Source organism: Streptomyces sp. MCA2 (assembly GCF_023544705.1).
GTDB lineage: Bacteria > Actinomycetota > Actinomycetes > Streptomycetales > Streptomycetaceae > Streptomyces > Streptomyces decoyicus.
The window spans coordinates 109572-136244 of record NZ_JAMJFM010000005.1 but is presented as its reverse complement, the minus strand read 5'-3'; the positions used below and the strand labels follow the sequence as shown (position 1 = coordinate 136244).

Below are 26673 nucleotides of genomic sequence, written 5' to 3'. Positions count from 1 at the left end.
GTCCGTTCCTGTCCGGGTGAGGCGAGAACAGTGAAGGAAGCGACATGCCCGAACCACAATCACAACCACCACCGCAACCGCAGCCACATCCGCAAGGACGGCTACGGCCCGTTCCCGCCACCGCCGAGGAGGCGCTGGCGATCGGGCGGGGTCATTTCCCGGGCGTCTGGCCGGGCGGGGAAGAGCCGACGCTGCATGTGCATGAATTCGACATCGGGTATCTCATCTACCCCGTATTTCCTCCCAGGGAGGACCCCACCGCCTATCCGCGGGATCCGGGAGGCTCCCACATCGTGATCTCCAAGGCGGACGGCGAGGTGAGCGCGCTGCCCAACTACCCGCCGGAGCAGGCGGTCGAGCTGTACCGCCGCCACTTCCACCGGGAGGCGTGACGCCCCTCGCGGGGCAGCGGTGATTCCGGTGGGGACGGTTCGGCGTGAGGGCAGTGCCCCCGTCAGCTCTCCGGGACGGCCAGCGACTCGTCCAGGAATTCCCGTATATGGCCGCGTACTTGTTCCCGGTCCGTGCCGGGGAGCCCGACGACGAGCTGGGAGCCGAAGCCGTCGAGGAGGGCGCGGGTGCGGGTGGCGAAGCGTTCGGGGTCGACGGGGCGGAACTCGCCCTTCGAGATGCCTTCGACGAGGAGGGCCACCAGGTCGCGGTGCCAGGCGAGTTCGAGGTCGAGCTGGCGTTCGCGGGTCTCGTCGTCGGCGTTCTGGGAGCGGTTCCACACTTCCAGCCACAGCGTCCAGCGCGGGTCGCGGTGGCCTTGCGGGAGGTACAGGTCGACCAGCGCGTCCAGCCGTTCGCGGGCGGTGACGCGGCGGGAGAGGGCGGCCCGGCGTTCGACGCCGAGCTGCTCCTCGCTCCACTGGAGGGTCTGGAGCAGCAGCTCGTCCTTCGTACCGAAGTAGTAGAGGATGTGGCCGCTGCTCATGCCGACCTCGCGGCCCAGACCGGCCATGGTCAGCCGGTCCAGGCCCTCCGCGGCGATGGTCGTCATCGCCGCGGCGAGGACCTGCTCGCGGGGCTGGCTGAGCCGGCGCCGGGGGCGGCGCACGGGACCGGGCACGGGGACCTCCGGGTCGGCCGGCCGGGGTCTGCGGATCAGACCTCGGGCTGCTGCTGGGTGATGCAGTGGATACCGCCACCCGCTGCGAAGATCGTACGGGCGTCCACCAGGGTCACCGTCCGCCCGGGGAAGAGCCGGCGGAAGATCGCGGCCGCCTCCTCGTCGCGCGGGTCGTCGAAGCCGCACAGCACCACACCATCGTTGCAGAGGTAGTGGTTGATGTAGGAGTAGTCGACCAGCTCGCCGTCCTCCTCGATGACGGTCGGCGCGGGCACCTCGACGACCTCCAGCTGCCGCCCCCTGGCGTCCGTCGAGGAGCGCAGCAGCTTGCCGAGCTCGTTGCAGATCGCGTGGTCGGGGTGGTCGGGGTCGGGCTGGGTGTGCAGGAGGACGACGCCGGGGCGGGCGAAGGCGGCGACGATGTCGACATGGCCGCGGGTGCCGAACCGGCCGTAGTCGGCGGCGAGGCCACGGGGCAGCCAGATCGCCTTCGTGGTGCCGAGGTGGGCGTGGATCTCGGCCTCGACCTCCTCCTGCGTACGGCCGCGGTTGCGGCCCGGGTCGAGCTGCACGGTCTCGGTGAGCAGCACGGTGCCCTCGCCGTCGACGTGGATGCCGCCGCCCTCGTTGACCAGGGGCGTGGCGTAGCGGTGGGCACCTGCCAGTGTCGAGACCTGTTCGGCGATCTTCTCGTCGAGGTCCCAGCGGGCCCAGTCCTGGGCGCCCCAGCCGTTGAACACCCAGTCGGCGGCGGCGAGCCGGCCCGTGCCGTCGGTGAGGAAGGTGGGGCCGATGTCGCGCATCCAGGCGTCGTTCAGGGGCCGTTCGACGAGGTCGATGTCGTCGCCGAGGAGGGCGCGGGCGCCCTCGGACTGTCCCGGTCCCGCGACGACGGTGACCGGCTCGAAGCGGCGGACCGCGCGGGCGACGGCGGCCCAGGCGCGGCGGGCTTCGGCCAGCGTCTCGCCGCCCTCCTGGCCGAAGGTGAAGTTGGGGCCGGGCCAGGCCATCCAGGTGCGCTCGTGACGGGCCCACTCCGGGGGCATGCGGAAGCCGTCGGCGACTGGGGTGTTCATGCGGGGGTCCTCAGGGTTCGCGGTGACGGTGGTGGGCCGTCACGGGGTGGCGGGGCGCGGGGCGATGCGGTGCGGTGCGGTGCGGTGCGGGCTACAGGAAATAGAGGCGGGACAGCGAGACGGTGTCGGCCGGTTCCGAGCGCATCGGGTCGCCGTCGAGGGTGACCAGGCCGCTGCTCCCGTCGACCTGCACCTGCCCGACCCGGGAGTTGTGGACGAGGTTGCCGGGGCCGATGCCGCGGGTGCCGCGGACGGCGACCCGGCGCCGGCGGGTGGGCATCCCGTCGCCGCCCTGTTCGGCCGCGGCGCGCGCGACGAAGGCGACGGAGATCTCGGCGGGGGTCGCCCCATGGGCCCCGAACTGCGGTCCGAGCACCAGGGGTTCACAGGTGTCGGTGGCGGCGTTCGGGTCGCCGGTGACGCCGTAGGCGGGGAAGCCGGACTTCAGCACCAGCTGCGGCTTGGCGCCGAAGTACTGCGGCTTCCACAGCACGATGTCGGCCATCTTGCCGACCTCGATCGACCCGATCTCGTGCGAGAGGCCGTGGGCGATGGCGGGGTTGATGGTGAGCTTGGCGACGTAGCGCAGCACCCGTGCGTTGTCGTCGTGCGCCCCGTCGCCTTCCATCGGGCCGAGCTCGGCCTTCATCTTGCCCGCCATCGCGAAGGTACGGCGTACGGTCTCGCCCGCGCGGCCCATGCCCTGGGCGTCGGACGAGGTGATGCCGATCGCCCCGAGGTCGTGCAGCACGTCCTCGGCGCCCATCGTGCCGGCCCGGATGCGGTCACGGGCCATGGCGGCGTCGCCCGGCAGGTCGGTCTTCAGGTCGTGGACCGAGACGATCATGCCGTAGTGCTCGGCGACCGCGTCCCGCCCGAAGGGGAGGGTGGGGTTGGTGGAGGAGCCGATGACGTTGGGGACGCCGGCCATCTTGAGGACGTTGGGGACGTGTCCGCCGCCGCAGCCCTCGATGTGGAAGGCGTGGATGGTCCGGCCGTCCAGCACGCGCAGGGTGTCCTCGACGCTGAGGCATTCGTTGAGGCCGTCGCTGTGCAGCGCGACCTGGACGTCGTGGTCCTCGGCGACCCGCAGCGCGGTGTCCAGGGCGCGGGCGTGCGCGCCCATGTCCTCGTGCACCTTGAAGCCGCAGGCGCCGCCCTCGGCGAGCGCCTCCACCAGCGGGGCCTCGCCCGACGAGGAACCGCGGCCCAGGAAGCCGATGTTGACCGGCCAGGCGTCGAAGGCGCTGAAGGCATGCCGCAGCGCCCAGGGGGAGTTGACGCCGACGCCCCAGACCGGCCCGAATTCCTGGCCGATGATCGTGGTCACGCCGGAGGCCAGCGAGGCCTCCATGACACGCGGCGAGAGCAGATGGACATGGGTGTCGACGGCGCCCGCGGTGGCGATCATGCCCTCACCGGAGACGATCGACGTCCCCGTGCCGACGACGACATCGACGCCGTCGAGGGTGTCGGGGTTGCCGGCCCGCCCTATGGCGTGGATACGGCCCTCGCGGATGCCGACGGACACCTTGCGGATGCCCTGGACGGCGTCGATGACAAGGACGTTGCTGATCACCACGTCGCAGGTCTCCCGGACCGCGGCGGCCTTGAGGTGCAGCCCGTCCCGGGCGGTCTTGCCGAAGCCGGCCAGGAATTCGTCGCCGGGCTTCTGGGCGTCGGACTCGACCCGGACGACCAGGCCCGAGTCGCCGAGGACGACCCGGTCGCCGGCCCGCGGGCCGTGCACCGACGCGTACTCGTGGGGGTCGATGCTCCCTGTCATGCCTGTTCCTCCGCTCCCAGGTAGCCGCAGGCGGCGGCCCGCCGCAGCGCTTCGGTCTTCGCGCCCGGTGCGTCCAGCGGGCCGTCCACCAGACCGGCGAAGCCGATCGCGATCCGGTCGCCGCCGATCGGGACCAGACCGATCTCCGAGGCGCCGCCGGGGTCGAACCGCACCGACGAGCCGGCCGGGACACACAGCCGCATGCCGTACGCGGCGGCGCGGTCGAAGTCCAGCCGGGGGTTGACCTCGAAGAAGTGGAAGTGCGAGGTGACGCTGACCGGCACCGTCGCGGTGTTGCGCACGGTCAGGCGGACCGTGGGCGCGGGCTCCGGGCCGGCCGGGCCCGGGAGCACCGCGCCGGGCGCGGGTGTCGCGTCGTCCCCGGCGGCCGACGGGCCGGCGCCGATCGGGTCGGTGACCACCGCGAGCCGGGAGCCGTCGTCGAAGACGGCTTCCACGTGCACCTCGGTCACGACCTCGGCCACGCCCGGCAGCACGTCGTCCGGGCCGAGCACACCGCGGGCCGCCTCGATGGCCTGAGCGAGGCGGCGCCCGTCCCGCGCCGCCTCGCAGACTGTGTCCGCGATCAACGCGGTCGCTTCGGGCACATTCAGCTTCAGTCCGCGGGCCCGGCGCGTCCGCGCCAGCTCGGCCGCGCCGAACAGCAGCAGCCGGTCGCGTTCCGTCGGGGTCAACCGCATCCCGCCACTCCTCCAGGTCGATTAGAGCGCCACTCTAACCATGAAAATGGTCGAGAGGAAAGCATTGACCAGGGCCAGGGGGATGAGCGACATTGAGCGCTGCTCTAAATATGCGGCGAATAGAACGCCGCTCTAAATGATCTCGCCTCGCGAGCACCACGCGAGCACCACGCGAGCACCACGCGAAGCGCACCCACCACAGCACGGAGCACTGCACACGGAGCGCTGCTCACACACTGTTGTCCGGCCTCTCAGGGGAGCCCTCATGCCGATCGAACAACGCGGAGTCGACACCATCCCGGACGAGGAACGCACCAGCGGCCCTCGCGACCTGATCTCGATCCTGCTCGGGTCGAACCTCGCCCTCGGCGTGGTGATCTTCGGCTGGCTCCCGGTCTCCTTCGGGCTCGGCTTCTGGCCCTCGGTGACCTCCCTGGTGGCGGGCACCGCCGTCGGCACGCTGCTGACCGCGCCGCTCGCGCTGGTCTCGCTGCGCAGCGCCACCAACCTCTCCACCAGCAGCGGCGCCCACTTCGGCGTGCGCGGCCGACTGATCGGCTCGGTCATCGGCCTGCTGCTGTCGCTGGGCTACACCGCGCTGACCCTGTGGGTCGGCGGCGACGCGGTCGTCGGCTGCCTGCACCGCCTGACCGGACTGCCGTCGAACGGTGGGACGTACGCGCTGGTCTACGCCCTGCTGGCGGGCACCACCGCCCTCGGCGCGGTCTACGGCTACCGGGTGCTGCTGCGGCTGAGCAAAGTGCTCGCCGTCGGCCTGACCCTCCTGCTGGCCGTCGGCATCGTCGCGTACGCGGGCACCTTCACCACGGCCCCGCCGCACGGCAGCAGCTACCTGCTCGGCGGCTTCTGGCAGACCTGGCTGCTGGCCGCCGTCTCCGCGGGCCTCAGCGGCCCCATCGCGTTCATCACCCTGCTCGGCGACTACAGCCGCTACATCTCCCCGCACCGGCACAGCTCCAGGAAGGTCTTCGGCGCGACCTGTCTGGGCCTGGTCGTCGGCCTCCTGGTGCCGCAGCTCTTCGGCACGTTCACCGCGCTCGCCGTCGGCGCGGGCGAGGACTACGCGGGCCCGCTGGTGGCCGGCGCCCCGTTCTGGTACCTGGCGCTGCTGCTGCTCAACGCCTCGGCCGGCTCGGTCGGCAACGCCGGCCTGATGCTCTACAGCATGGGCCTCGACCTGGACGCGATCCTGCCGCGCGCCACCCGTACCCAGGCCACCTACGTCGTCGCCGGGCTCGCGACCACGCTGGTCTACGCCGGCCACTTCCTGTGGGCCGCGCAGGACGCGATGACCTCGTTCGTGCTGCTGATGACGGCCGTCGGCACGCCCTGGGCAGTGATCACCGTGATCGGCTTCGCCCGTTGCCGCGGCGCGTACGACCCGGAGTCCCTCCAGGTCTACAACCGCGGCACCCGCGGCGGCGTGTACTGGTACCGGTCGGGCTGGAACGTCCAGGCCGCCGTCGCCTGGGCACTGGGTTCGGTGGTCGGCCTGCTGGGCGTGGACACGCCCTTCTACCGGGGGCCGCTGCTCCCTGTGACCGGCGGCATCGACGTCAGCTTCCTGCTCGCGGCGGCCGTCGGCGGCGTCACCTACCTGGCCCTCACCGCCCGGGACCCGCGCCCGGTCGCGGCCCTGCGCGCCGCACCGCCCGCTCCCCCGGCGGAGGCTCCCGCGGAGGTCGGCTGAGCCCGCCCGGACACGGCCGAGGCCGCCCCGACAGCGCGTCGGTGGCGGCCTCGGTCAGATACCGGGAGCCCGGGTCAGCCCAGCGGGTGCATCCAGCCGTGCTGGTCCTCGGCGATGCCGCGCTGGATGTCGAGCAGCGCGTCCCGCAGCTTCAGCGTGACCTTGCCGGGCTCGCCGCCGGACTGGGCCCACTCGCCGCCCGCGCTCTTGACCGTGCCGACCGGGGTGATCACGGCGGCCGTGCCGCAGGCGAAGACCTCGGTGAGCGTGCCGTTCTCCGTGTCGGTCTTCCACTGGTCGATGGAGACCCGGGCCTCCTCCGACTCGTAGCCCAGGTCGCGGGCGACCGACAGCAGGGAGTCACGGGTGACGCCGGCCAGCAGCGAGCCGGTCAGCGTGGGGGTGACGATCTTGTCCCCGTACACGAAGTACAGGTTCATGCCGCCGAGCTCCTCGACCCACTTGTGCTCCACGGCGTCGAGGTAGGCGACCTGGTCGCAGCCGTGCGCGGCGGCCTCGGCCTGCGCGAGCAGCGACGCGGCGTAGTTGCCGCCGGTCTTGGCGTCGCCCATACCGCCGGGAACGGCGCGCACCCGGTCCTCGGACAGCCAGATGGAGACGGGCTTGACGCCACCGGCGAAGTACGCGCCGGCGGGCGAGGCGATGACCACGAAGAGGTACTCGTTGGCGGGCTTCACACCCAGGCCGACCTCGGTCGCGATCATGAACGGGCGCAGGTAGAGCGACTCCTCGCCGCCGTGCGCGGGCACCCAGTCCTTGTCCTGCTGGACCAGCAGGTCGCACGCCTCGATGAAGGTCTCGACGGGCAGCTCGGGCATGGCCAGCCGGCGGGCGGAGGCCTGGAAGCGCCGGGCGTTGGCGTCGGGGCGGAACGAGGCGACGGAGCCGTCGGGCTGCCGGTAGGCCTTGAGGCCCTCGAAGATCTCCTGCGCGTAGTGCAGGACGTTGGTCGCCGGGTCGAGGGAGAGCGGCCCGTACGGCACCAGCTGGCCGTCGTGCCAGCCGCGGCCCTCCGTCCACTTGACCGTCACCATGTGGTCGGTGAAGTGGCGGCCGAAGCCGGGGGCGGCCAGGATCTGCTCCCGCTCCGCGTCGGAGAGCGGATGCGAGGAGGGCTTGAGCTCGATCGTTGGCGTCGTCATGAATCCGTGTCCTTCACTGCGTGTTCCGAGACCTGGGGCACCCTCCCAGCGCTTGCTGGGAGAGCGTTCACCGGCCCAGCCCTCCGGCCGGGGGTATGGGGTCGGCCCCCACCATGCGGCACCGGTGCGGTTTGTGGCGACCGCGCACGATTTCTTGAACGTACCGGTCGTTACTGGGACGTCCGAGTTTCCTCGCGGGCGGCGATGCCACGTCCGATTATCGCTTGTGGCCCTCCACTGCCGGAAACCGCGTACGCGGTCCGTGCCCGATGGTCGCACCTCACCGGGTGCCGGGCCCAGAGCGGACCGACAAGGACAGCGCCGGGCCTGGAGTGGCCCGGCGCTGTCCGTGGTGTGGGTACGGCTGCTGGGCGTCAGCCCGCTACGCGTGCGGCGAGCGCGTCGCCGATCTCGTCCGTGCTGCGCGCCGAGCCGTCCCTGGCCTCCAGGTCGGCGGCGGCGGCCTGCTCGATACGGGCGGCCTGCGGCTCGAAGCCGAGGTGGCGCAGCAGCAGGGCCACGGAGAGGATCGTCGCCGTCGGGTCGGCCTTGCCGGTGCCCGCGATGTCCGGTGCGGAGCCGTGCACCGGCTCGAACATCGAGGGGAACGCGCCGGTCGGGTTGATGTTCCCGGAGGCGGCCAGGCCGATACCGCCGGTGACGGCCGCGGCGAGGTCGGTGAGGATGTCGCCGAAGAGGTTGTCGGTGACGATCACGTCGAACCGCTCGGGCTGGGTGACGAAGAAGATCGTCGCGGCGTCGACGTGCAGGTAGTCGGTGGTGACCTCGGGGTACTCCTGGCCGACCTTGTCGAAGATGTTCTTCCACATGTGGCCCGCGTACACCAGCACATTGTTCTTGTGCACCAGCGTCAGCTTCTTGCGCGGGCGGGCGTTGGCCCGCTCGTACGCGTCCCGGACCACGCGCTCGACACCATAGGCGGTGTTGAGGCTGACCTCGGTGGCGACCTCGGCGGGGGTGCCGGTGCGCAGGCTGCCGCCGTTGCCGGTGTACGGGCCCTCGGTGCCCTCGCGGACGACGAGGAAGTCGATGTCCGGGCGGCCGGCGAGCGGCGTGGCGGTGTTCGGGAAGAGCTTCGACGGGCGAAGGTTCACGAAGTGGTCGAAGGCGAAGCGGAGCTTGAGCAGCAGACCGCGCTCCAGCACACCGGAGGGTACGGACGGGTCGCCGATCGCGCCGAGCAGGATCGCGTCGTGCTGCTTGAGCGACTCCAGCTCCTCGTCGGGCAGGGTCTCACCGGTCGCATGCCATCGCCGGGCACCGAGGTCGTACTCCTTGGTTTCCAGCTTGACGTCCTGCGGGAGGACCGCGGTCAGGACCTTGAGGCCCTGGGCCACGACTTCCTGGCCGATACCGTCACCGGGGATCACTGCGAGGCGAATGCTGCGAGACATGGTTGGACCCTACTCTCCGTCCCATTGATTGACACGTAACGTCCGCCATACGGACACATGGGAAGCCGGTCAGCTGCCGTTCACCCGGTGTCCCCGCCGCGGTCGGGTGGTGCTGCGACATTCGGCGGCATGACTGGAAACAGCCGGGGGGACGTCCCCCAGTCCTCCCACACCCCGCGCGTCGGCATACCGGAGCAGCTGGCGGCCCGGATGAGCATGCCCGAGCAGCATGACTACCTCCGTACGAAGCTGAGCCGCCGCGGTCTGCTGCGCACCTCGGCCGCGACCGCGGGCGTGGTCGCGGGCTCCGGACTGCTGGCCGGTTCGGGCCAGGCCGCCTCCCCCACCCTGCTGGCCTCGTCCGCCGCTGCCACCGTCGACGGTGCGCTGGTCGCGCCGTTCGGCCGCCATCTGGCCTTCGGCGCCGACCCGAAGCGCCAGATGCGGGTGAGCTGGCAGGTGCCGTTCGCGGTCCGGCGGCCGTATCTGAGGGTGGGCCTCAAGCCGTGGGACCTGGGGCGCAAGATCGAGGCCGAGGTCCGCGATCTGCACACCCCGTCGCTGTCCGCGAAGCTGCCGGCCGTGCAGCAGTACTACCTGCACGCCGCGCTGGACGGGCTGCGCCCGGGGACGACGTACTACTACGGCGTCGGCCACGACGGCTTCGACCCGGCCGACCCGCGCCACTTCTCCACCCTCGGCACCTTCCGTACCGCCCCGGCCCGCGCCGAGAAGTTCGTCTTCACCGCCTTCGGCGACCAGGGCGTGAGCTACCACGCCCTGGCCAACGACCAGTTGATCCTGGGCCAGAACCCGTCGTTCCACCTGCACGCGGGCGACATCTGCTACGCGGACACCGATGGCGACGGCTCCGAGCACGACGCCTACGACGCCCGCGTCTGGGACCAGTTCCTCGCGCAGACCGAGTCGGTGGCCAAGTCCGTGCCGTGGATGGTGACCACCGGCAACCACGATATGGAGGCCTGGTACTCCCCCAACGGCTACGGCGGCCAGAACGCCCGCTGGACGCTGCCCGGGAACGGCCCGGACGCCCAAAACGCCCCCGGCGTCTACTCGTTCACCTACGGCAATGTCGCGGTCGTCGCGCTGGACGCCAACGACGTCTCGTACGAGATCCCCGCCAACCAGGGCTACACGGGCGGCAAGCAGACCCGTTGGCTGGACCGCAGGCTGGGGGAGCTGCGCGCCGCCGAGGGCATCGACTTCCTCGTCGTCTTCTTCCACCACTGCGCCTTCTCCACCACCAACTCGCACGCTTCCGACGGCGGGGTGCGCGACGCCTGGCTGCCGCTGTTCGAGAAGCACCAGGTGGACCTGGTCATCAACGGCCACAACCACGTCTACGAGCGGACCGACGCCCTCAAGAGCGGGCGGGTCAGCAAGAAGATGCCGATCGGCGAGAGCGTCGACACCACGCGCGAGGGCATCGTGTACGTGACCGCCGGCGGCGCGGGCCGGGCCCTCTACGACTTCCCCGTACCGGACAGCTACGAGGGCCACGTCAAGGACCTCGACCATGTCGAGACCTACCACTGGACCAAGGGCAAGGCGAAGGCCAAGGACACCGTGGAGTGGTCCCGGGTCCGCTACACCGGTTACTCGTTCATCGCCGTCGAGGTCGCGCCGGGCCACCGCCCGCGGATGAAGGTCACCGCCCTCGCCGAGTCCGGTGAGCGCATCGACCACTTCGAGGTGACCCGCTCGCCCGAGCAGTGAGCCAGGGGACGATCACTTCAAGGGCGCCCGGACTCCGGGCGCCCCTGGACGCTTACGGGAGATAGATCCACCGGGCCACGGACAGCCGGATCCGCCAGCAGCAGCGGCAGGACATGGACACCGGCCGCGACAGCACCGACCCGGCTCGCGCGCGCATCATCTCAGTGCCCGGTGGAGCCGCCGTTGTCACGGCGGTCGAGGGCGCGCTGGAGGGCGGCGGCGGCGTTCCTGCGGTCGGCGTCGCTGGTCGTACGGGCGGAGTGACGGGTCCTGCGGACGGCAGTCTCAGCCATGATTCACGTCTCCTATGCCAGAGCCCCGAGAAGAAATGGGATGCGTCGATCCAGAAGCGGCCGGAAAGAGCGGGGGCCTCGGCACGGCAGGGGTCACCTGCGCTTGCGCACCGGGCCGCGTCCGCAAGCGCTCGATGGAGCGTTACGTTCGGCTCCTACAACGCTAGGACAGCTCGGCCGTGATGTCTGCACAATTACTTGGGCTTCCTACTATCTGAGACGGCGGGCAGGCGGCGGGCGTGTGCTCGAACGAGTGATCCCCGGATATCTGCCCGGTCATGGGCCCCTCGGCGCTCCCTAGCGTGGCGGTGTCGCTTGTGCCACGAGGCCAAGCCCGCCCACACTTAGGAGGAGGTGCTGCACCATGACCGCGCTCGCGCAGGAGGCGCCCGTGACGATGCCGGAGATCACGACCCCGGAGGACACGACCCCCGGACCCGAGCTGGACGAAGTCCTGTGGCAGGCATGGAAAGCCATGGAACTCCCCGAGGGCTTCCACGCCGAGATCATCGAGGGGTCCATCGAGGTGTCGCCCACCGGTCGCCACAGTCACAGCCGCATCAGCTTTCAACTGCGCCGGCTACTGACCCAGTACCTCGACAAGCAGTCGAGTGCCTATGCCGTTACCAATGACACGAACATCATCCACGGCCGCAAGGTCTGGATTCCGGACGTCGTCGTCGCCCTCGAAGACGCCATCATCGCCTCGGCGGACGACACCGAATTCGTCGCAGAGGACGGCATCGGCCTCGATGTCCGCTGCGTGGCACTCGTCGCCGAGGTGGTCTCCCCCGGTCATGACTGCAAGAAGCGCGACCGCGTCCGTAAGCGCCGCGCCCACGCCGAGGCCGGAATCCCCGTCTACGTCATCCTCGACGACTACGACGGTCAGGGCACCGTCACCGTGCTGGCATCGCCCCTGCCCGACAAGGCGGTCTACGCCGAGAGCCACCGCGTGCCGTACGGCACGGAAGTGATCATCCCCGACGGCCCCGCCAAGGGCTTCACCATCGGCGAGGCCATCACCGGCCCCACGCGGGGCGCCTGAAGAACGCCGACGGCCCGGCGCCCCTGGGGAGAGGGGAGCCGGGCCGTCGGTGTACGCGCGGGCCGTCAGCCCATGTGCGGGTAGCGGTAGTCCGTCGGCGGGACCAGGGTCTCCTTGATGGAGCGGGTCGAGGTCCAGCGCATCAGGTTCTGCTTGGCGCCGGCCTTGTCGTTGGTGCCGGACGCGCGGCCGCCGCCGAAGGGCTGCTGGCCGACGACGGCGCCGGTCGGCTTGTCATTGATGTAGAAGTTGCCGGCCGCGAAGCGCAGCAGCTCGCAGGTGCGGGCCGCCTCGGCACGGTCCTGGGCGATGACACAGCCGGTCAGGCCGTACGCCGAGGCGGACTCCATCTGGGTGAGCATCGCGTCGTAGTCGGCGTCGTCGTACACGTAGACGCCGAGGATCGGGCCGAAGTACTCGTCCTTGAAGATCTCGTTCTCCGGGTCGGTGGAGACCAGGACCGTCGGGCGGACGAAGTAGCCCTCGCTGTCGTCGTACGTGCCGCCGGCCACGACCTCGACGGTCGGGTCGGCCTTGGCGCGGTCGATCGCCGCCTTGTTCTTGGCGAAGGAGCGCTCGTCGATGACGGCGGACATGAAGTTCGACAGGTCCGAGACGTCGCCCACGGACAGGGAGTCGACCTCGGCGGCGAACTCCTCCTTGAGGCCGCTGTTCCACAGCGAGGCCGGGACGTACGCGCGGGAGGCCGCGGAGCACTTCTGGCCCTGGAACTCGAAGGCGCCACGGGTCATGGCGGTCTTCAGCACGGCGCGGTCGGCCGACGGGTGGGCGACGATGAAGTCCTTGCCACCGGTCTCGCCGACGAGCCGGGGGTAGGTCTTGTAGTTCTCGATGTTGATGCCGACCGTCTTCCACAGGTGCTGGAAGGTCTTGGTCGAACCGGTGAAGTGGATGCCCGCCAGGTCGGGGTGGGTCAGCGCCACCTCGGAGACGTCCTTGCCGTCACCGGTGACCAGGTTGATGACGCCCTTGGGCAGCCCGGCCTCCTCCAGCAGCTCCATCAGCAGCACGGCGGCGAGGGTCTGCGTCGGGGACGGCTTCCAGACGACCACGTTGCCCATGAGGGCGGGAGCGGTCGGGAGGTTGCCGGCGATCGCGGTGAAGTTGAAGGGCGTGATCGCGTAGACGAAGCCCTCTAGGGGGCGGTGGTCCGAGCGGTTCCACACGCCCGGGGAGTTCGCCGGGGGCTGCTCGGCGAGGATCTGGCGCGCGAAGTGCACATTGAAGCGCCAGAAGTCGATGAGCTCACAGGGAGTGTCGATCTCGGCCTGCTGGGCGGTCTTGGACTGGCCGAGCATGGTGGCGGCGGCCAGCGTCTCGCGCCAGGGGCCGGAGAGCAGGTCGGCGGCCTTGAGGATGATCGCGGCGCGGTCGTCGAAGGACAGCGCGCGCCAGGCCGGGGCGGCGGCCAGCGCGGCGTCGACCGCGTCCTGGCCGTCCTTGACCGTGGCGTTGGCGTACGTACCGAGCCGGGAGGCGTGGTTGTGCGGCTGCACGACGTCGAAACGCTCGCCGCCGCCCATCCGGCGCTCGCCGCCGATGGTCATCGGCAGCTCGATCGGGTTGCCGGCCAGCTCCTTGAGCTTGGCCTCCAGGCGGGAACGCTCCGGGCTGCCGGGGGCGTAGGTGTGGACCGGCTCGTTCACCGGCACGGGGACCTGGGTCACAGCGTCCATAGCGGCCGTGTCTCCTTCGATCTCGATCGTCGTTTTCGTACGTCGGTGGTGCGGCCGCGGCCGCGTCGGGTGGGCGGCCGCGGGCGGTGCCGTCCGGGACGCGTCCCGGGCTTCCAGCATCCACCCGTGTCCGCCCCCACGGGGGCGATCAGCCGCGGGTCGCCAGCGACCTCAGGAAGAACCCGAGGTTCGCGGGGCGCTCGGCGAGCCGGCGCATGAAGTATCCGTACCAGTCGGTGCCATAGGGGATGTACACCCGCATACGGTGCCCATCCGCCACCAGACGCTCCTGCTCGGCCTCCCGGATGCCGTACAGCATCTGGAATTCGTAGTCGGCCGGCTTGCGCCCGTTGCGGTGCGCCAGCTCCTGGGCGATGGCCACCATCCGCGGGTCGTGCGACCCGATCATGGGGTAGCCCTCGCCGCCCATCAGGATCTTCAGGCAGCGCACATAGGCCTTGTCGACCTCCTGCTTGTCCTGGAAGGCGACGGTCGCGGGCTCCTTGTACGCACCCTTGACCAGCCGCACCCGGGAGCCTTCCCCGGCGAGCGCACGGCAGTCGTCCTCGGTACGGAAGAGGTAGGACTGGAGCACCGCGCCCGTCTGGGGGAAACGCTCCCGCAGGTCGGCGAGGATGGCGAGGGTGGAGTCGACCGTGGTGTGGTCCTCCATGTCGAGGGTCACGGTCGTACCGGCCTCGGCGGCGGCTTCGACCACCGGAGTGACGTTCTTCAGCGCCAGCTCGTGGCCGCCGGCCAGTGCCTGCCCGAAAGCGGACAGCTTGACCGACATCTCGGCCTTGACGCCGAGCCCGTGCTCCTTGAGTGCCGCGGCCAGCTGGAGATAGGCATCGCGGTTGCGCAGCGCTTCGGCCGGGTCGGTGATGTCCTCGCCGAGATGGTCGAGGGTGACCTCCAGGCCACGCGCGGCAAGGGACCGTACGGCCGCCATGGACTCGTCCAGGCGCTCGCCGGCGACGAACCGGTTCACCACGGGGCGGGTGACCGGCGCGGCCGCGACGAGGCGGCGGATGCTGTCGCTGCGCGCTGCGGCGAGAAGCACGGGACCCAGCATGGGCACCTCCACGATTCAGGGTGACAAGTACCGGGCGGACGCCGGACGGGGCGAACGCGTCGGCAATATTGAGCCACCTGAAACTTAAGGATCGCGCCACTTCCCGGCCATCGACAGCTGTCACGCCTTCGTGGTCGGGATCTCAGACAGATGTATGAGAATGAGGGAGTGACGACCGTGCCAGTGGTGACAGTGGTGTGAGAGGTGCCCGAGGTACTGACGGTGCCGGTGGTGTGACGACAGGAGAGGAGCCGGGCGGCGGATGCGGGGCGATTACCAACAGCTCGTGGACGAGATCTCGGCGGCGCTCGGCGCACCGGCGACGCTGGAGGACCGGGATTTCGGACTGATTGCCTTCGGCGCGCACGAGGGCGACGACGACGAGGTCATGGACCCCGTGCGGACCCGCTCGATCCTCCAGCGCCGCTCGTCGGCGGCGGTACGGGCCTGGTTCGAGGCGTTCGGGATCGCCCGCGCCAGGACGGCGCTGCGCATTCCCCCGGACCCGGCGGCGGGGGTCTTCAAGGGCCGCATCTGCCTGCCCGTACGCCACCGGGGCATCGTGCACGGCTATGTCTGGCTGCTGGACGACGGGCATCTGACCGACCTCGAACTGGGCGGCCGCGGCGCGCCGGCCGACCCGCGGATCGCACAGGCGATGGAGACCGCCGCCCGGATCGGCGCGCTGCTCGCCGACGAGGCCCGTGCCGGGTCCGAACTCGGCGATCTGCTGCGGGAGTTGCTGGTCTCGCAGCCCGCCGGGCGGGCGGCCACGGCGGCCGCGCTGCACGAGGCGCTGCGGGACACCCTGCGCTTCACCCCGGGCGTCCCGCTCACCGTGGTCGCGGTGCTGCCCTGGGACACCTCGGACACCGACGTGGCGCCGCTGCCCAGCCTGCCGGGCCTGCTGGCGGCGTGCGCACTGCCGGCGGGCTCTCCGGCGCCCCCGGCGGAGGGGGCGGACGAGGCGGACAACGCCGCGCAGCACGGCAACGGACACCAGGGCCGCTCCGGGGCCGGCGGCCGTCCGTCGTCCGCCGCCGTGCCCGCCCTGGCCGCGCTGGTGCGGCTGCGCTCGGCCGGTGCGCTCACCCCGGCCCATGCGGTGGCCGAGCATCTGCTGCGCTCCCCGCGTGCGGGCGCGGCGCCGGCCGAGGGCCGCGTCCCGCGCGGCGCCTCGCGCGGGCACCCCTCGCCGCTGCGGCCGGGCGCCGCCGGAATCGGCGTCGGCACCACGGAGTTGACCGACCTCCCGGCCACCTGGCGAGAAGCGCTGGACGCGGCCCGCGCGGCCCGCGCCGAGCCCCGGCTGGGCCCGATCACCCAGTGGGACGCCCTCGGCCCGTACCGCATGCTGACCGCTCTGCCGGGCACCGCACCCGACCCGGCCGTCGGCCCGCTGCTCGCCCCCGCGCACGCCGAACTCGCGCGCACCGCGGAGGTGTTCCTGGACTGCGCGGGCCAGGCGAGCCGCACCGCACAGGCCCTGGGCATCCACCGCCAGACGCTCTACTACCGCCTGGGCCGGGTGGAGAAGCTGACCGGCCTCGACCTCGCCGACGGCGAGCACCGGCTGCTGCTGCACATGGCGCTCAAGGCGGCGCGGCTGTGAGGGAGTCGGGCGCACCGCTCCCGGCGGCGGAGTGTCCGGCTCCGCGCGCGGGCACGGCCGCTACTTCGCGTCCAGCACCTCGCCCGCGGTGACCCGGCGCAGTGCGGTCGCCAGGTCCCGGCCGGAGGGCATGGCGTCCGGCGTGAGCAGCGACTGGACCATCAGGCCGGTGAGCAGGGCCTGGTAGAAGGAGCCGACGATGCGCGCCGCCTCCGGGTCGACCTCGGTGTCCGGCACCCCTTCGAAGACCGCGACGAGCCCCTCGCCGCCCTCCGGGAGCACCTCGCCGATCGCCTCGCGCAGTGCCGCGTCGCGCGGCAGCAGCCCCAGCACCTCGACCTGCGCGGCGATGAACTCCCGTTCCGCGGCGATCCGCTGGAGGACCGCGTCCCAGACCGCGGCGAACCGCTCCAGCGGATCCGCGTCGCCCGCCTCCGCCCCGCCGCCGGCGGCCGGCACCTGGGCCACACTCGCGCCCCACTCCTCGCTGGACGCGATGATCGCCTGGCGCATCAGGGCGTCCTTGGAGCCGTAGTGGTATCCGATGGAGGCGAGGTTGGCGCCGGATGCGGCCACGATGTCGCGAGCGGTGGTGCGCGCATACCCCTTCTCCAGGAGGCAGCGCTTGGCGCCCTCCAGAAGGTCTTCACGGTGTCCCATGGGGGCAGCCTATCTCCGCACATACGCTCGTACCAGACATCCGTATTAGACGGGCGTACACCTTCCGACGGCCCGGGTGCCCCTGGCCCTATCCGAGCGGCATCCCTCCGGTGCCGGACGTGCCTCCGGGGCCCGGCGTACCTCCGGAGCCGGGGTGAGGCGTACCGCCGGTGCCGGACTCCCCGCCGGGGTCCGGTGCCTCCCCGGGGTGCGGCGCACCCGGCCGGGCCATCCCGTAGTGGCGGTAGAGCTCGGTTTCCTCGGAGGGGTCGAGATGGCCGTCGGCGTCGATCCGCGGCGCCGCCTTGATGGTCTCCTTGTCGTGCGGAACATGCAGTTCGTCGCCGGTCCGACGGACCCCGGCGAGCGGAATGAACGTCTCCTTCATCCCGAACAGCCCGGTGCGCACCGTGATCCACTCGGGGTCGTTGGTGGCATCGTCCCGGTAGACCTGCTGGACCCTGCCCACCTTCGCGCCGTCCGCATCGACCACATACAGACCGGTCAGGCTCCGCGGGGGCTCACCCAGGGGTGCATTCATGGCGACTTCTCCTTCCGCACGCACCGGCGGGGGGCACGCACAGTTCCCATTGCGCGACGCGGGCATCTCCCCAGCGACTCGGGACGACCGGCAGCGGGCGGCTCCGGCGGTCCCACGGCGGTGCCGACGGCCCCCACGACCTCACCACCCGATACGCCATTCGGGTGAACGGCGGACGCGTGAGACCTCCCCGGACGCGGAGTCGCGGACCGCGACGGCGTGCGTACGATGCGGGCACGCGAACGGGCCCGGACTCCGCCGAGGCGGGGTCCGGGCCCGTTGACCTGCGAATCCTGCGACTCAGTCGCCGAGGTTCACCGCACGCACCGAGGTCGCGCCGATCTCCTCGGCGATCTCGGCGAGCACGTTCGGCGGAATCGTGTCGTCGACGGTCAGCGCAACCAGCGCCTCGCCACCGACATCGGCCCGGGAAACCTGCATCCCGCCGATGTTGATGCCGGCCTCGCCCAGGATCCGGCCGACGGTGCCGACGACACCGGGGCGGTCGCTGTAGCGCATGAAGGCCATGTGGTCCGCGAGCGACAGGTCGATGGAGTGGTCACCGACCGCGACGATCTTCTGGGTGTTCTTGTGGCCCGACAGCGTGCCGGAGATCGACACCTCGTCGCCGCCCGCGAGGGTGCCGCGCACGGTCACCACATTGCGGTGCTCGGGCGACTCGCTGCTGGTCGTCAGCCGCACCTCCACGCCGCGCTCCTGCGCGAACAGCGGGGCGTTGACATAGGACACCGTCTCGTCCACGACGTCCTCGAACACGCCCTTGAGCGCGGAGAGTTCGAGCACCTTGACGTCGTGCTGGGTGATCTCGCCGTACACCTCGACGTCGAGGCGCAGGGCGACCTCGCCGGCCAGCGCGGTGAAGATCCGGCCGAGGCGCTCGGCCAGCGGCAGACCCGGCTTGACGTCCTCGGCGATCACACCGCCCTGCACGTTGACCGCGTCCGGCACCAGCTCGCCGGCCAGCGCCAGCCGCACCGACTTGGCGACCGAGATACCGGCCTTCTCCTGCGCCTCACCCGTCGACGCACCGAGGTGCGGGGTGGCGACGACCTGGTCGTACTCGAAGAGCGGCGAGTCGGTGCAGGGCTCGGTCGCGTAGACGTCGAGGCCCGCGCCGGCCACCCGGCCCTCCTTCAGCGCGGTGGCCAGCGCCGCCTCGTCGACGATCCCGCCACGCGCGGCGTTGACGATCCGGACCGACGGCTTGACCTTGTGCAGCGCCTCGTCGCCGATGAGACCGACGGTCTCGGGCGTCTTGGGGAGGTGCACGGTGATGAAGTCCGAGACCTCCAGCAGCTCGTCCAGGGTCAGCAGCTTGACGCCCATCTGCGCGGCACGGGCCGGCTGGACGTAGGGGTCGTAGGCGACGACCTTCATGCCGAAGGCCGACATCCGCTGGGCGACCAGAACGCCGATCCGGCCGAGGCCGACCACACCGAGGGTCTTCTCGCTGAGCTCGACGCCGGTGTACTTGCTGCGCTTCCACTCGCCGTTCTTCAGGGCGGTGTTCGCCTGCGGGATGTTGCGGGCCGTGGCGACCAGCAGACCGCAGGCGAGCTCGGCGGCGGTGACGATGTTGGAGGTCGGGGCGTTGACGACCATCACGCCGGCCTTGGTGGCGGCGGAGACATCGACATTGTCCAGGCCCACGCCCGCACGGGCGACGACCCTCAGCTTCTTGGCGGCGGCGATGGCCTCAGCGTCGATCTTCGTCGCGCTGCGCACGAGGACGGCGTCGACATCGGCGATCGCGGGCAGCAGCTCGGCGCGGTCCGCGCCGTTGCAGTGCCGGATCTCGAAGTCCGGACCGAGGGCGTCGACGGTGGCGGGCGACAGCTCTTCGGCGATCAGTACGACAGGTTTCGGGCTCACGTGGTCTTCAGTCCTCACTAGTCCTTCGCGGACGGCCGTCCCGACGGCCGAAGGCGGTGAAGGGGGAAAGCCGCGTGGAAGACGCACGACGCTGTGAGCCTGACGCGCTTGTGATTGGCAGTGTAGTGGCGGTGGGGGGCGCGTCCTGTGCCAGTGCGGAAGGATCACCCGTGCGTGGTTCTACGCGGTGGACAAGGCGCCCCGGCGGCCGTGGCCGGGGGCATGGACGAGGGGGCCGCGAGTGGCTTCGCGACCCCCTGTCCGTTCGGCTTACGCCTCGTCGTCCACCCAGCTCATCAGCTTGCGCAGCTGCTTGCCGGTGGTCTCCAGCAGGTGGTCCTCGTCGGCCTTCTTGTACTCGTTGTACTTCGGCAGGCCGGCGTTGTACTCCGCCATCCAGTTGTTGGCGAAGGTGCCGTCCTGGATCTCGGCGAGCACCTTCTTCATCTCGGCCTTGGTGTTCTCGTTGATGATCCGCGGGCCGGTGATGTAGTCGCCCCACTCGGCGGTCTCGGAGACCGACCAGCGCATCTTCTCCAGGCCGCCCTCGTACATCAGGTCCACGATCAGCTTCAGCTCGTGGAGGCACTCGAAGTACGCGATCTCGGGCTGGTAGCCCGCCTCGACCAGGGTCTCGAAGCCGGCCTTGACCAGCGCCGAGGCGCCACCGCACAGGACGGCCTGCTCACCGAACAGGTCGGTCTCGGTCTCCTCGGTGAAGGTGGTCTTGATGACGCCGGCGCGGGTGCCGCCGATGCCCTTGGCGTAGGAGAGCGCGAGCGCGAAGGCGTTGCCGGTCGCGTCCTGCTCGACGCCCGCGATGCACGGGACGCCGCGGCCTTCCTCGTACTGGCGGCGGACCAGGTGACCCGGGCCCTTGGGGGCGACGAGGGCGACGTCCACGCCGGCCGGGGGCTTGATGAAGCCGTAGCGGATGTTCAGGCCGTGGCCGAAGAACAGCGCGTCGCCGTCCTTCAGGTGGTCCTTGATGGACTCCTCGTAGACCTTGGCCTGGATCGGGTCCGGCACCAGGATCATGATGACGTCGGCCTCGGCCGCCGCCTCCGCGGGGGTCACCACGCGCAGGCCCTGTTCCTCGGCCTTGGCCTTGGACTTGGAGCCCTCGTGCAGACCGACGCGCACGTCGACACCCGAGTCGCGCAGGGACAGCGCGTGGGCGTGGCCCTGGCTCCCGTAGCCGATGACCGCGACCTTGCGGTTCTGGATGATGGACAGGTCGGCATCGTCGTCGTAGAACAGCTCGGCCACTTCGGGTATCTCCTTGGATCTAGCGGGGTGCCCACACAGTACGTCGGGCGGGGCGGGAAAAGTCGGGGGGTCTCGCCATGCGGTCCGGATGGAACGCGAGGTCAGGCCGAACGGTCCAGGGCCCGCAGCGAGCGGTCCGTGATGGAGCGGGCGCCGCGGCCTATGGCGATGGTGCCGGACTGGACCAGTTCCTTGATGCCGAACGGCTCCAGCATCTTGAGCATCGCCTCCAGCTTTTCACTGGATCCGGTGGCCTCGATCGTGACGGCCTCGGGCGAGACGTCCACGGTCTTGGCGCGGAAGAGCTGGACGATCTCGACGATCTGCGAGCGCGTCTCGTTGTCGGCGCGGACCTTGGCCAGGACCAGTTCGCGCTGGATCGCGGCGCCCGGTTCCAGCTCGACGATCTTCAGAACGTTGACGAGCTTGTTGAGCTGCTTGGTGACCTGCTCCAGCGGCAGCGACTCCACGCTGACCACGATGGTGATGCGGGAGATGTCGGGGTGTTCGGTGACCCCGACCGCGAGCGAGTCGATGTTGAAGCCGCGGCGGGAGAACAGCGCGGCGATCCGGGCGAGGATGCCGGGGGTGTTCTCCACCAGGACGGAGAGCGTGTGCTTGGACATGGTCTTCTCTCTTCTTCCGTGCGTCCGTGACGTCCTGGGCTCAGTCGTCTTCGTTGTCGCCGAAGTCGGGACGCACGCCCCGGGCGGCCATGACCTCGTCGTTGGAGGTGCCGGCGGCGACCATGGGCCACACCTGGGCGTCCTCGTGGACGATGAAGTCGATCACGACCGGGCGGTCATTGATGGCATTGGCCTTGGCGATGACCGCGTCCAGCTCGGCCGGGTCCTCACAGCGCATCGCGACACAGCCCATGGCCTCGGACAGCTTCACGAAGTCCGGGACGCGGGTGCCGCCGCTGGCCTTGCCCGCCGTCACGAGGCCGTCGGACTCGGGACCGCTGTGCAGCACGGTGTTGGAGTAGCGCTGGTTGTAGAAGAGGGTCTGCCACTGGCGGACCATGCCCAGCGCGCCGTTGTTGATGATCGCGACCTTGATCGGGATGTTGTTCAGCGCGCAGGTGACCAGCTCCTGATTGGTCATCTGGAAGCAGCCGTCGCCGTCGATCGCCCAGACCGTACGGTCCGGCTGACCGGCCTTGGCGCCCATCGCGGCGGGGACGGCGTACCCCATCGTCCCGGCACCGCCGGAGTTCAGCCAGGTCGAGGGCTGTTCGTAGCCGATGAAGTGGGCGGCCCACATCTGGTGCTGGCCGACGCCCGCGGCGTAGATGGTGTCGGCGGGAGCGAGCTGTCCGATCCGCTCGATGACCTGCTGCGGGGAGAGGCTGCCGTCCTCCGGCAGGTCGTAGCCGAGCGGGTAGGTGTCGCGCCAGCGGTTGAGGTCCTTCCACCAGGCGGTGTAGTCGCCCCGGTGGCCGGCGTCGTACTCGGCCTGGACGGCGACGATCAGGTCCGCGATGACCTCGCGGGCGTCACCGACGATCGGGACGTCCGCGGCGCGGTTCTTGCCGATCTCCGCCGGGTCGATGTCCGCGTGCACGACCTTGGCGTACGGCGCGAAGGAGTCCAGTTTGCCGGTGACCCGGTCGTCGAAACGGGCGCCGAGGGTGATCAGCAGGTCCGACTTCTGGAGCGCGGTGACGGCGGTGACCGCACCGTGCATCCCGGGCATCCCGACATGCTGCGGGTGGCTGTCGGGGAAGGAGCCCAGCGCCATCAGGGTGGTGGTGACGGGGGCGCCGGTCAGTTCGGCGAGCACCTTCAGCTCGGCGGTGGCGCCGGCCTTCATGACCCCGCCGCCGACGTAGAGCACCGGGCGCCTGGACTCGACGATCAGCCGGGCGGCCTCGCGGATCTGCTTGGCGTGCGGCTTGGTCACCGGGCGGTAGCCGGGGAGCTCGGTGTGCGGGGGCCAGACGAAGGTGGTCTGCGCCTGGAGGGCGTCCTTGGCGATGTCGACCAGGACCGGGCCCGGACGGCCGGTGGCCGCGATGTGGAACGCCTCGGCGATCGTCCGGGGGATCTCGGCCGGGTCGGTGACCAGGAAGTTGTGCTTGGTGATCGGCATCGTGATGCCGCAGATGTCCGCCTCCTGGAAGGCGTCCGTGCCGATCGCCTTGGACGCGACCTGGCCGGTGATCGCCACCAGCGGGACGGAGTCCATGTGCGCGTCGGCGATCGGGGTGACGAGGTTGGTGGCGCCCGGGCCCGAGGTCGCCATGCACACCCCGACCCGGCCGGTGGCCTGGGCGTAGCCGGTGGCCGCGTGGCCCGCTCCCTGCTCGTGGCGCACCAGGACGTGCCGGACCTTCGAGGAGTCCATCATCGGGTCGTACGCAGGCAGGATCGCACCGCCGGGAATGCCGAACACGGTGTCGGCCCCGACCTCCTCGAGCGAACGGATCAGGGACTGCGCGCCCGTGACGTGCTCGACGGTGGCGGGCTGCTGCGGTCCGCCTGAGTGACGGGCCCGCGGCTGCGGATGGTGGGCCCCGGAGGCCTGCTCGGTCATCTGCGTCTCTTCTCGAAGCTGAGGGTTTTGACGGATTTGTGAGGTTGCTGTGCAACAAAAAACCCCCCGTGCCAGGTGGCAAGCGAGGGGAGCGCGTCGGTGCGATGAGCTGGTTTCGTCAGGGACCAGCTTCAGCCGACGCGCTTTCCAAGTACGAGAATTCGGGTGCGCATGGCACTGACCCTCCCCCCGCCGTGCACCGAGTGTCAAGTGGGTGGGACGGAGGTCTCACTATTTGAGCGCAATGGCGGATGCACGAGCGAATCCGGACCCGCCATTCCGCCGTGCCGGACGGGCAGTCCGCTGCCGGTGAGCACCACCGCGCGGCTCTGGCCCGGGAGGTCCGGCACCGGATAGTGGGCGTGCGTCAGGGACCGCCGCAGCCGGTGTTCGTCGAGCGGCCCGGAGAAGGCCATGCCCATGCCGTGCGTACAGCCCATGGAGCGCAGCGCGAGGACCTGCTCGGGCAGATCGACGCCGTCCGCGACGGACTGCATGCCGAGGTCGCCGGCGATCCGCAGCAGCCCTGCGGTGATCTTGTGCAGCCGGGCGGACTCCACCACTCCGTCCACCAGTCCGCGGTCCAGCCGCAGGACGTCGACCGGGAGCCGGCGCAGTGCGCTGATGGCGGCATAGCCGCTGCCGAAGCCGTCGAGGGCGATCCGTACGCCGAGGCGGCGCAGCGCCACCAGCCGGCGCTCCAGGTCGTCGAGCGGGATGCGGGAATCACTTTCGGACAGTTCCAGCACGAGCGCGCGCGAGGGCAGGCCGTGCCGGGTGAGCAGGGATTCGACGCCCTTGGGGGAGAGCGCATGGTCCAGCAGCCGGCGGGCGGAGAGCCGGACCGCGACCGGGACCGCGTAGCCGGCGCGGTGGCGCGCCGCGGCCTGCTCGACGGCCTCCTCCAGCTGCCAGCGGTCCAGCTCCGCGGCGCGGTCGCCGTCGTCGGCGAACCGGCCACGGTCGCCGACCCGCAGGAATTCGGCCGGAGTGAAGAGGATGCCCTCGGCGGAGCGCCAGCGGGCCTGGGCCGCGACCGCGGTGACCCGGCCGCCGGCCAGCTCCACCACCGGTTGGTGCAGCAGCGTGAACGCGCCCTCGTGCAGGGCCGTACGGAGCTTGGTGGCGAGTTCGGCGCGGTGGGCCACCTCGCTCTGCATCTGGGGGGCGTACAGCTCCACCCGGCCCTTGCCGGCCTGCTTGGCGCGGTACATCGCGAGGTCGGCGTTGCGCAGCAGGCCCGCGGGGCTCACCCCGGGGTCGGCGAAGGCGACGCCGATGCTGGCCGCCACCCGTACGTCCCGCCCGTCGATGCGGTAGGGCTCGGAGAGCTTGATGCGCAGCCGGTCAGCGATCTCGTGGATGCGGAACTCGCGGGCGGCCCGGTCGCGGGTGCCGTCGCCGGTGATCAGCGCGGCGAACTCGTCGCCGCCCAGCCGCGCCGCTATGTCCCCGGAGCGCACCGAGTCACCGAGCCTGCGGGCGGCCTGCACCAGCAGTTCGTCGCCCGCCTGATGGCCGATGGTGTCATTGACCTGCTTGAAGCCATCGAGGTCGATGTAGAGCACGGCGGTGTCGTGGTCGCTGGCCCGGCGGCCGGTGACGGCCTGGGTGACGCGCTCGGTGAACAGGGCGCGGTTGGGCAGGTCGGTGAGCGCGTCGTGCGAGGCGTTGTGCTGGAGCTGGGCCTGTAGCCGGACGCGTTCGGTGACATCGCGGGAGTTGAAGATCAGGCCGCCGTGGTGGCGGTTGACCGTGGATTCGACGTTCAGCCAGCCGTCGCCGCCGGAGCGCTGTTCACCGGCGCGGAAGCGGCATTCGATACGGGTGGTGGGTTCGTCCTCGGGGGCGGCGGCGAGGAATCTGCGGACCTCGTGCACCACCCGGCCCAGGTCCTCGGGGTGGATCAGCGAGGCCAGCTCCGAGCCGACCAGTTCCTCGGCGTCGCGGCCGTAGACACCGGCGGCGGCCGGGCTGACGTAGCGGAGCACACCGGTCGGGGCGGCGATCATGATGACGTCGCTGGAGCCCTGCACCAGGGAGCGGAAGTGGTTCTCCTTCTGCGCCAGCTCCTGGGTGAGGGTGATGTTGTCGAGCAGCATGATGCCCTGGCGGACGACCAGCGCCAGGACGACCGTGCAGCCGGTGAAGAGCACCACGCGGTCGATGCGCCGCCCGTCCAGGACGTTGGTGAGGATGCCCAGGGTGCAGACGGCGGCGGCGAGGTACGGGGTCAGTGCGGCGAGCGAGCCCGCGATGGGGCGGCTGCCGTGCGGCTGGACCCGGCGCGCGGCGGGCTTGACCTCCTCCTCGGGGGCCTCGTCACCCGCGCGGCGGGCGACCCAGGGTGCGTACGCGAGCAGCATCGAGCCGGCGAACCATCCGGCGTCCAGGATCTGCCCGGAGCGGTAGTGCTCGCGCAGCAGCGGTGAGCTGAACAGGGCGTCGCACAGGACCGTCAGCGCCAGTGCGGCGACGGCGGTGTTGATGGCCGAGCGGTGCACCGAGGAGCGCCGGAAGTGCAGCGCGAGCACCATGCTCACCAGCACGATGTCCAGCAGCGGGTAGGCCAGCGACAGCGCGCTCTGGGCCACGCTGCGGCCCTGGAAGTGGGCGGTGTGGGCGAGCGCCAGGCTCCATGACAGGGTGACCAGCGACCCCGCGATGAGCCAGGAGTCGAGGCCGAGGCAGACCCAACCGGCCCTGGTCACCGGCCGCTTGGCGAGCACCAGCAGACCGACGATGGCCGGCGGCGCGAACAGCAGGAAGCAGAAGTCGGCCAGGCACGGGCTGGGCACCGTGGTCCCCTGGATGACCTCGTACCAGCCCCATACGGCGTTGCCGAGCCCGGCCATCCCGGACGAGGCGGCGAACAGCATCCATGCCGGGCGGAACCGGCTGCGGCGCTTGCGGGCGTACAGACCGCAGGAGAAGGCCGCCAGGAACGCCGCGAAGCTGAGGCCGAAGTCCCCCATGAACGCGGCGACTTCGGGCGATCCCCAGCCGAAGGCGGCACCGACGGCATAGCCGCCGCAGACCACGGCGAGGACGATCTGCGGTACCGCGCCCGGCGGATTGCCGGCCGGCGCCGGCGGCCGGGAGAGCATCGCCCCGGGGGCGCTCACCGGACTCTTCCCCTCACCTGTACCGGGCGTCGTCGGGAGCGGTGCGCCTGGGAGCCTCGCAGTATCCCCGTGGGCGCTCGTGGATCGCGCTTCTCGCGAATCATCCATCGGCTGTACATCGCCCGTCGCCCCCCTCGAGTTCCGGATCGTTCGCATCACGCCGCGTCCTTCCCGGCGTTGTCCCCGCTCGGGACGATACACCAGTTCCGTCACTCAGGGACATAGTGTCCCTACGGAGCGTGACTGGCAGCGTGAAGTGTG

The 26673-nt window shown here is 70.9% G+C and carries 21 protein-coding genes; 5 read left to right on the top strand and 16 right to left on the bottom strand.

Translation table 11 applies throughout. The annotated features are described in order from the left end of the window. Window positions 1-44 precede the first annotated feature (44 nt). Window positions 45-392: a hypothetical protein gene (locus tag M8I34_RS05995; RefSeq protein WP_250048243.1), complete on the top strand. Its 348-nt coding sequence runs from the start codon at window positions 45-47 to the stop codon at window positions 390-392. Between the two features lie 62 nt (window positions 393-454). Here M8I34_RS05995 and M8I34_RS05990 read toward each other — a convergent pair whose 3' ends face one another. The 4 genes from M8I34_RS05990 to ureA all read right to left on the bottom strand — a co-directional run bounded on the left by M8I34_RS05990 (window position 455) and on the right by ureA (window position 4635). Further along, a complete protein-coding gene (locus M8I34_RS05990; protein WP_250048242.1) occupies window positions 455-1072 on the bottom strand; it encodes a TetR/AcrR family transcriptional regulator in 618 nt (205 codons plus the stop codon). Between the two features lie 35 nt (window positions 1073-1107). Continuing rightward, window positions 1108-2148 (bottom strand): agmatine/peptidylarginine deiminase, encoded by a 1041-nt coding sequence (locus M8I34_RS05985; protein WP_250048241.1) that lies wholly within the window; start codon window positions 2146-2148, stop codon window positions 1108-1110. Between the two features lie 91 nt (window positions 2149-2239). Continuing rightward, window positions 2240-3934 (bottom strand): urease subunit alpha, encoded by a 1695-nt coding sequence (locus M8I34_RS05980; RefSeq protein WP_250048240.1) that lies wholly within the window; start codon window positions 3932-3934, stop codon window positions 2240-2242. After that, window positions 3931-4635 (bottom strand): urease subunit gamma, encoded by a 705-nt coding sequence (gene ureA, locus M8I34_RS05975; protein ID WP_250048239.1) that lies wholly within the window; start codon window positions 4633-4635, stop codon window positions 3931-3933. The genes M8I34_RS05980 and ureA overlap by 4 nt, the downstream gene beginning before the upstream one ends. 265 nt (window positions 4636-4900) lie before the next feature. On the opposite strand from ureA, the gene M8I34_RS05970 reads away from it, so the two are divergent. Then, the gene (locus M8I34_RS05970) at window positions 4901-6346 is read left to right on the top strand and encodes a cytosine permease (protein ID WP_250048238.1); all 1446 of its coding nucleotides are present in this window, start codon (window positions 4901-4903) and stop codon (window positions 6344-6346) included. Between the two features lie 74 nt (window positions 6347-6420). Here M8I34_RS05970 and M8I34_RS05965 read toward each other — a convergent pair whose 3' ends face one another. Together M8I34_RS05965 and M8I34_RS05960 are read right to left on the bottom strand one after the other, a co-directional pair. Next, entirely contained in the window at window positions 6421-7509 is a 1089-nt protein-coding gene (locus M8I34_RS05965) for a branched-chain amino acid aminotransferase (RefSeq protein WP_250048237.1), read from the bottom strand. Window positions 7510-7883: 374 nt separating this feature from the next. Next, window positions 7884-8924: a 3-isopropylmalate dehydrogenase gene (locus M8I34_RS05960; RefSeq protein WP_250048236.1), complete on the bottom strand. Its 1041-nt coding sequence runs from the start codon at window positions 8922-8924 to the stop codon at window positions 7884-7886. A 129-nt stretch (window positions 8925-9053) separates the two neighbouring features. On the opposite strand from M8I34_RS05960, the gene M8I34_RS05955 reads away from it, so the two are divergent. Continuing rightward, a complete protein-coding gene (locus tag M8I34_RS05955; protein ID WP_250048235.1) occupies window positions 9054-10661 on the top strand; it encodes a metallophosphoesterase family protein in 1608 nt (535 codons plus the stop codon). 161 nt (window positions 10662-10822) lie between these two features. Here the strand turns inward: M8I34_RS05955 and M8I34_RS41220 are convergent, their stop codons facing one another. Next, a complete protein-coding gene (locus M8I34_RS41220) occupies window positions 10823-10954 on the bottom strand; it encodes a hypothetical protein (RefSeq protein ID WP_088800221.1) in 132 nt (43 codons plus the stop codon). 364 nt (window positions 10955-11318) lie between these two features. On the opposite strand from M8I34_RS41220, the gene M8I34_RS05950 reads away from it, so the two are divergent. Continuing rightward, window positions 11319-12002: a Uma2 family endonuclease gene (locus M8I34_RS05950; protein ID WP_250048234.1), complete on the top strand. Its 684-nt coding sequence runs from the start codon at window positions 11319-11321 to the stop codon at window positions 12000-12002. Window positions 12003-12067: 65 nt separating this feature from the next. Here the strand turns inward: M8I34_RS05950 and pruA are convergent, their stop codons facing one another. Together pruA and M8I34_RS05940 are read right to left on the bottom strand one after the other, a co-directional pair. Then, window positions 12068-13699: an L-glutamate gamma-semialdehyde dehydrogenase gene (pruA, locus tag M8I34_RS05945; protein WP_030982188.1), complete on the bottom strand. Its 1632-nt coding sequence runs from the start codon at window positions 13697-13699 to the stop codon at window positions 12068-12070. A gap of 148 nt (window positions 13700-13847) precedes the next feature. Further along, entirely contained in the window at window positions 13848-14774 is a 927-nt protein-coding gene (locus tag M8I34_RS05940) for a proline dehydrogenase family protein (protein ID WP_250048233.1), read from the bottom strand. A gap of 262 nt (window positions 14775-15036) precedes the next feature. Here M8I34_RS05940 and M8I34_RS05935 point away from each other — a divergent pair, with 262 nt between their 5' ends. Beyond that, a complete protein-coding gene (locus tag M8I34_RS05935) occupies window positions 15037-16386 on the top strand; it encodes a CdaR family transcriptional regulator (protein WP_250048232.1) in 1350 nt (449 codons plus the stop codon). A 60-nt stretch (window positions 16387-16446) separates the two neighbouring features. On the opposite strand, the gene M8I34_RS05930 is transcribed toward M8I34_RS05935, so the two are convergent. The 7 genes from M8I34_RS05930 to M8I34_RS05900 all read right to left on the bottom strand — a co-directional run bounded on the left by M8I34_RS05930 (window position 16447) and on the right by M8I34_RS05900 (window position 26412). Further along, window positions 16447-17046 carry a TetR/AcrR family transcriptional regulator gene (locus M8I34_RS05930; protein WP_250048231.1) on the bottom strand — a complete coding sequence of 200 codons (600 nt, stop codon included), beginning with the start codon at window positions 17044-17046 and terminating at the stop codon, window positions 16447-16449. Window positions 17047-17134: 88 nt separating this feature from the next. After that, window positions 17135-17587 (bottom strand): PRC-barrel domain-containing protein, encoded by a 453-nt coding sequence (locus tag M8I34_RS05925; RefSeq protein WP_250048230.1) that lies wholly within the window; start codon window positions 17585-17587, stop codon window positions 17135-17137. 300 nt (window positions 17588-17887) lie between these two features. Continuing rightward, on the bottom strand, window positions 17888-19480 hold the full coding sequence (gene serA, locus M8I34_RS05920) for a phosphoglycerate dehydrogenase (protein WP_030982180.1): 1593 nt from the start codon (window positions 19478-19480) through the stop codon (window positions 17888-17890). Between the two features lie 270 nt (window positions 19481-19750). Continuing rightward, window positions 19751-20749 (bottom strand): ketol-acid reductoisomerase, encoded by a 999-nt coding sequence (gene ilvC, locus M8I34_RS05915; RefSeq protein ID WP_030087743.1) that lies wholly within the window; start codon window positions 20747-20749, stop codon window positions 19751-19753. Window positions 20750-20850: 101 nt separating this feature from the next. Further along, the gene (gene ilvN / locus M8I34_RS05910) at window positions 20851-21375 is read right to left on the bottom strand and encodes an acetolactate synthase small subunit (RefSeq protein WP_030087741.1); all 525 of its coding nucleotides are present in this window, start codon (window positions 21373-21375) and stop codon (window positions 20851-20853) included. Window positions 21376-21415: 40 nt separating this feature from the next. After that, entirely contained in the window at window positions 21416-23287 is a 1872-nt protein-coding gene (locus M8I34_RS05905) for an acetolactate synthase large subunit (RefSeq protein WP_250048229.1), read from the bottom strand. A gap of 206 nt (window positions 23288-23493) precedes the next feature. Next, window positions 23494-26412, bottom strand: coding sequence for a putative bifunctional diguanylate cyclase/phosphodiesterase (locus M8I34_RS05900; RefSeq protein ID WP_374210858.1), 2919 nt, complete (start codon window positions 26410-26412; stop codon window positions 23494-23496). Between the last annotated feature and the right edge of the window lie 261 nt (window positions 26413-26673).

Bases quoted from the DNA above. Each gene is read 5' to 3' on its own strand.
- M8I34_RS05935 (WP_250048232.1), top strand. From the start codon at position 15,037: ATGCGGGGCGATTACCAACAGCTCGTGGACGAGATCTCGGCGGCGCTC.
- M8I34_RS05925 (WP_250048230.1), bottom strand. From the start codon at position 17,587: ATGAATGCACCCCTGGGTGAGCCCCCGCGGAGCCTGACCGGTCTGTAT.
- M8I34_RS05980 (WP_250048240.1), bottom strand. From the start codon at position 3,934: ATGACAGGGAGCATCGACCCCCACGAGTACGCGTCGGTGCACGGCCCG.
- M8I34_RS41220 (WP_088800221.1), bottom strand. From the start codon at position 10,954: ATGGCTGAGACTGCCGTCCGCAGGACCCGTCACTCCGCCCGTACGACC.
- M8I34_RS05965 (WP_250048237.1), bottom strand. From the start codon at position 7,509: ATGACGACGCCAACGATCGAGCTCAAGCCCTCCTCGCATCCGCTCTCC.
- M8I34_RS05905 (WP_250048229.1), bottom strand. From the start codon at position 23,287: ATGACCGAGCAGGCCTCCGGGGCCCACCATCCGCAGCCGCGGGCCCGT.
- M8I34_RS05985 (WP_250048241.1), bottom strand. From the start codon at position 2,148: ATGAACACCCCAGTCGCCGACGGCTTCCGCATGCCCCCGGAGTGGGCC.
- M8I34_RS05940 (WP_250048233.1), bottom strand. From the start codon at position 14,774: ATGCTGGGTCCCGTGCTTCTCGCCGCAGCGCGCAGCGACAGCATCCGC.
- M8I34_RS05970 (WP_250048238.1), top strand. From the start codon at position 4,901: ATGCCGATCGAACAACGCGGAGTCGACACCATCCCGGACGAGGAACGC.
- M8I34_RS05930 (WP_250048231.1), bottom strand. From the start codon at position 17,046: ATGGGACACCGTGAAGACCTTCTGGAGGGCGCCAAGCGCTGCCTCCTG.
- ureA (WP_250048239.1), bottom strand. From the start codon at position 4,635: ATGCGGTTGACCCCGACGGAACGCGACCGGCTGCTGCTGTTCGGCGCG.
- M8I34_RS05960 (WP_250048236.1), bottom strand. From the start codon at position 8,924: ATGTCTCGCAGCATTCGCCTCGCAGTGATCCCCGGTGACGGTATCGGC.
- M8I34_RS05950 (WP_250048234.1), top strand. From the start codon at position 11,319: ATGACCGCGCTCGCGCAGGAGGCGCCCGTGACGATGCCGGAGATCACG.
- M8I34_RS05995 (WP_250048243.1), top strand. From the start codon at position 45: ATGCCCGAACCACAATCACAACCACCACCGCAACCGCAGCCACATCCG.
- M8I34_RS05955 (WP_250048235.1), top strand. From the start codon at position 9,054: ATGACTGGAAACAGCCGGGGGGACGTCCCCCAGTCCTCCCACACCCCG.
- ilvN (WP_030087741.1), bottom strand. From the start codon at position 21,375: ATGTCCAAGCACACGCTCTCCGTCCTGGTGGAGAACACCCCCGGCATC.
- pruA (WP_030982188.1), bottom strand. From the start codon at position 13,699: ATGGACGCTGTGACCCAGGTCCCCGTGCCGGTGAACGAGCCGGTCCAC.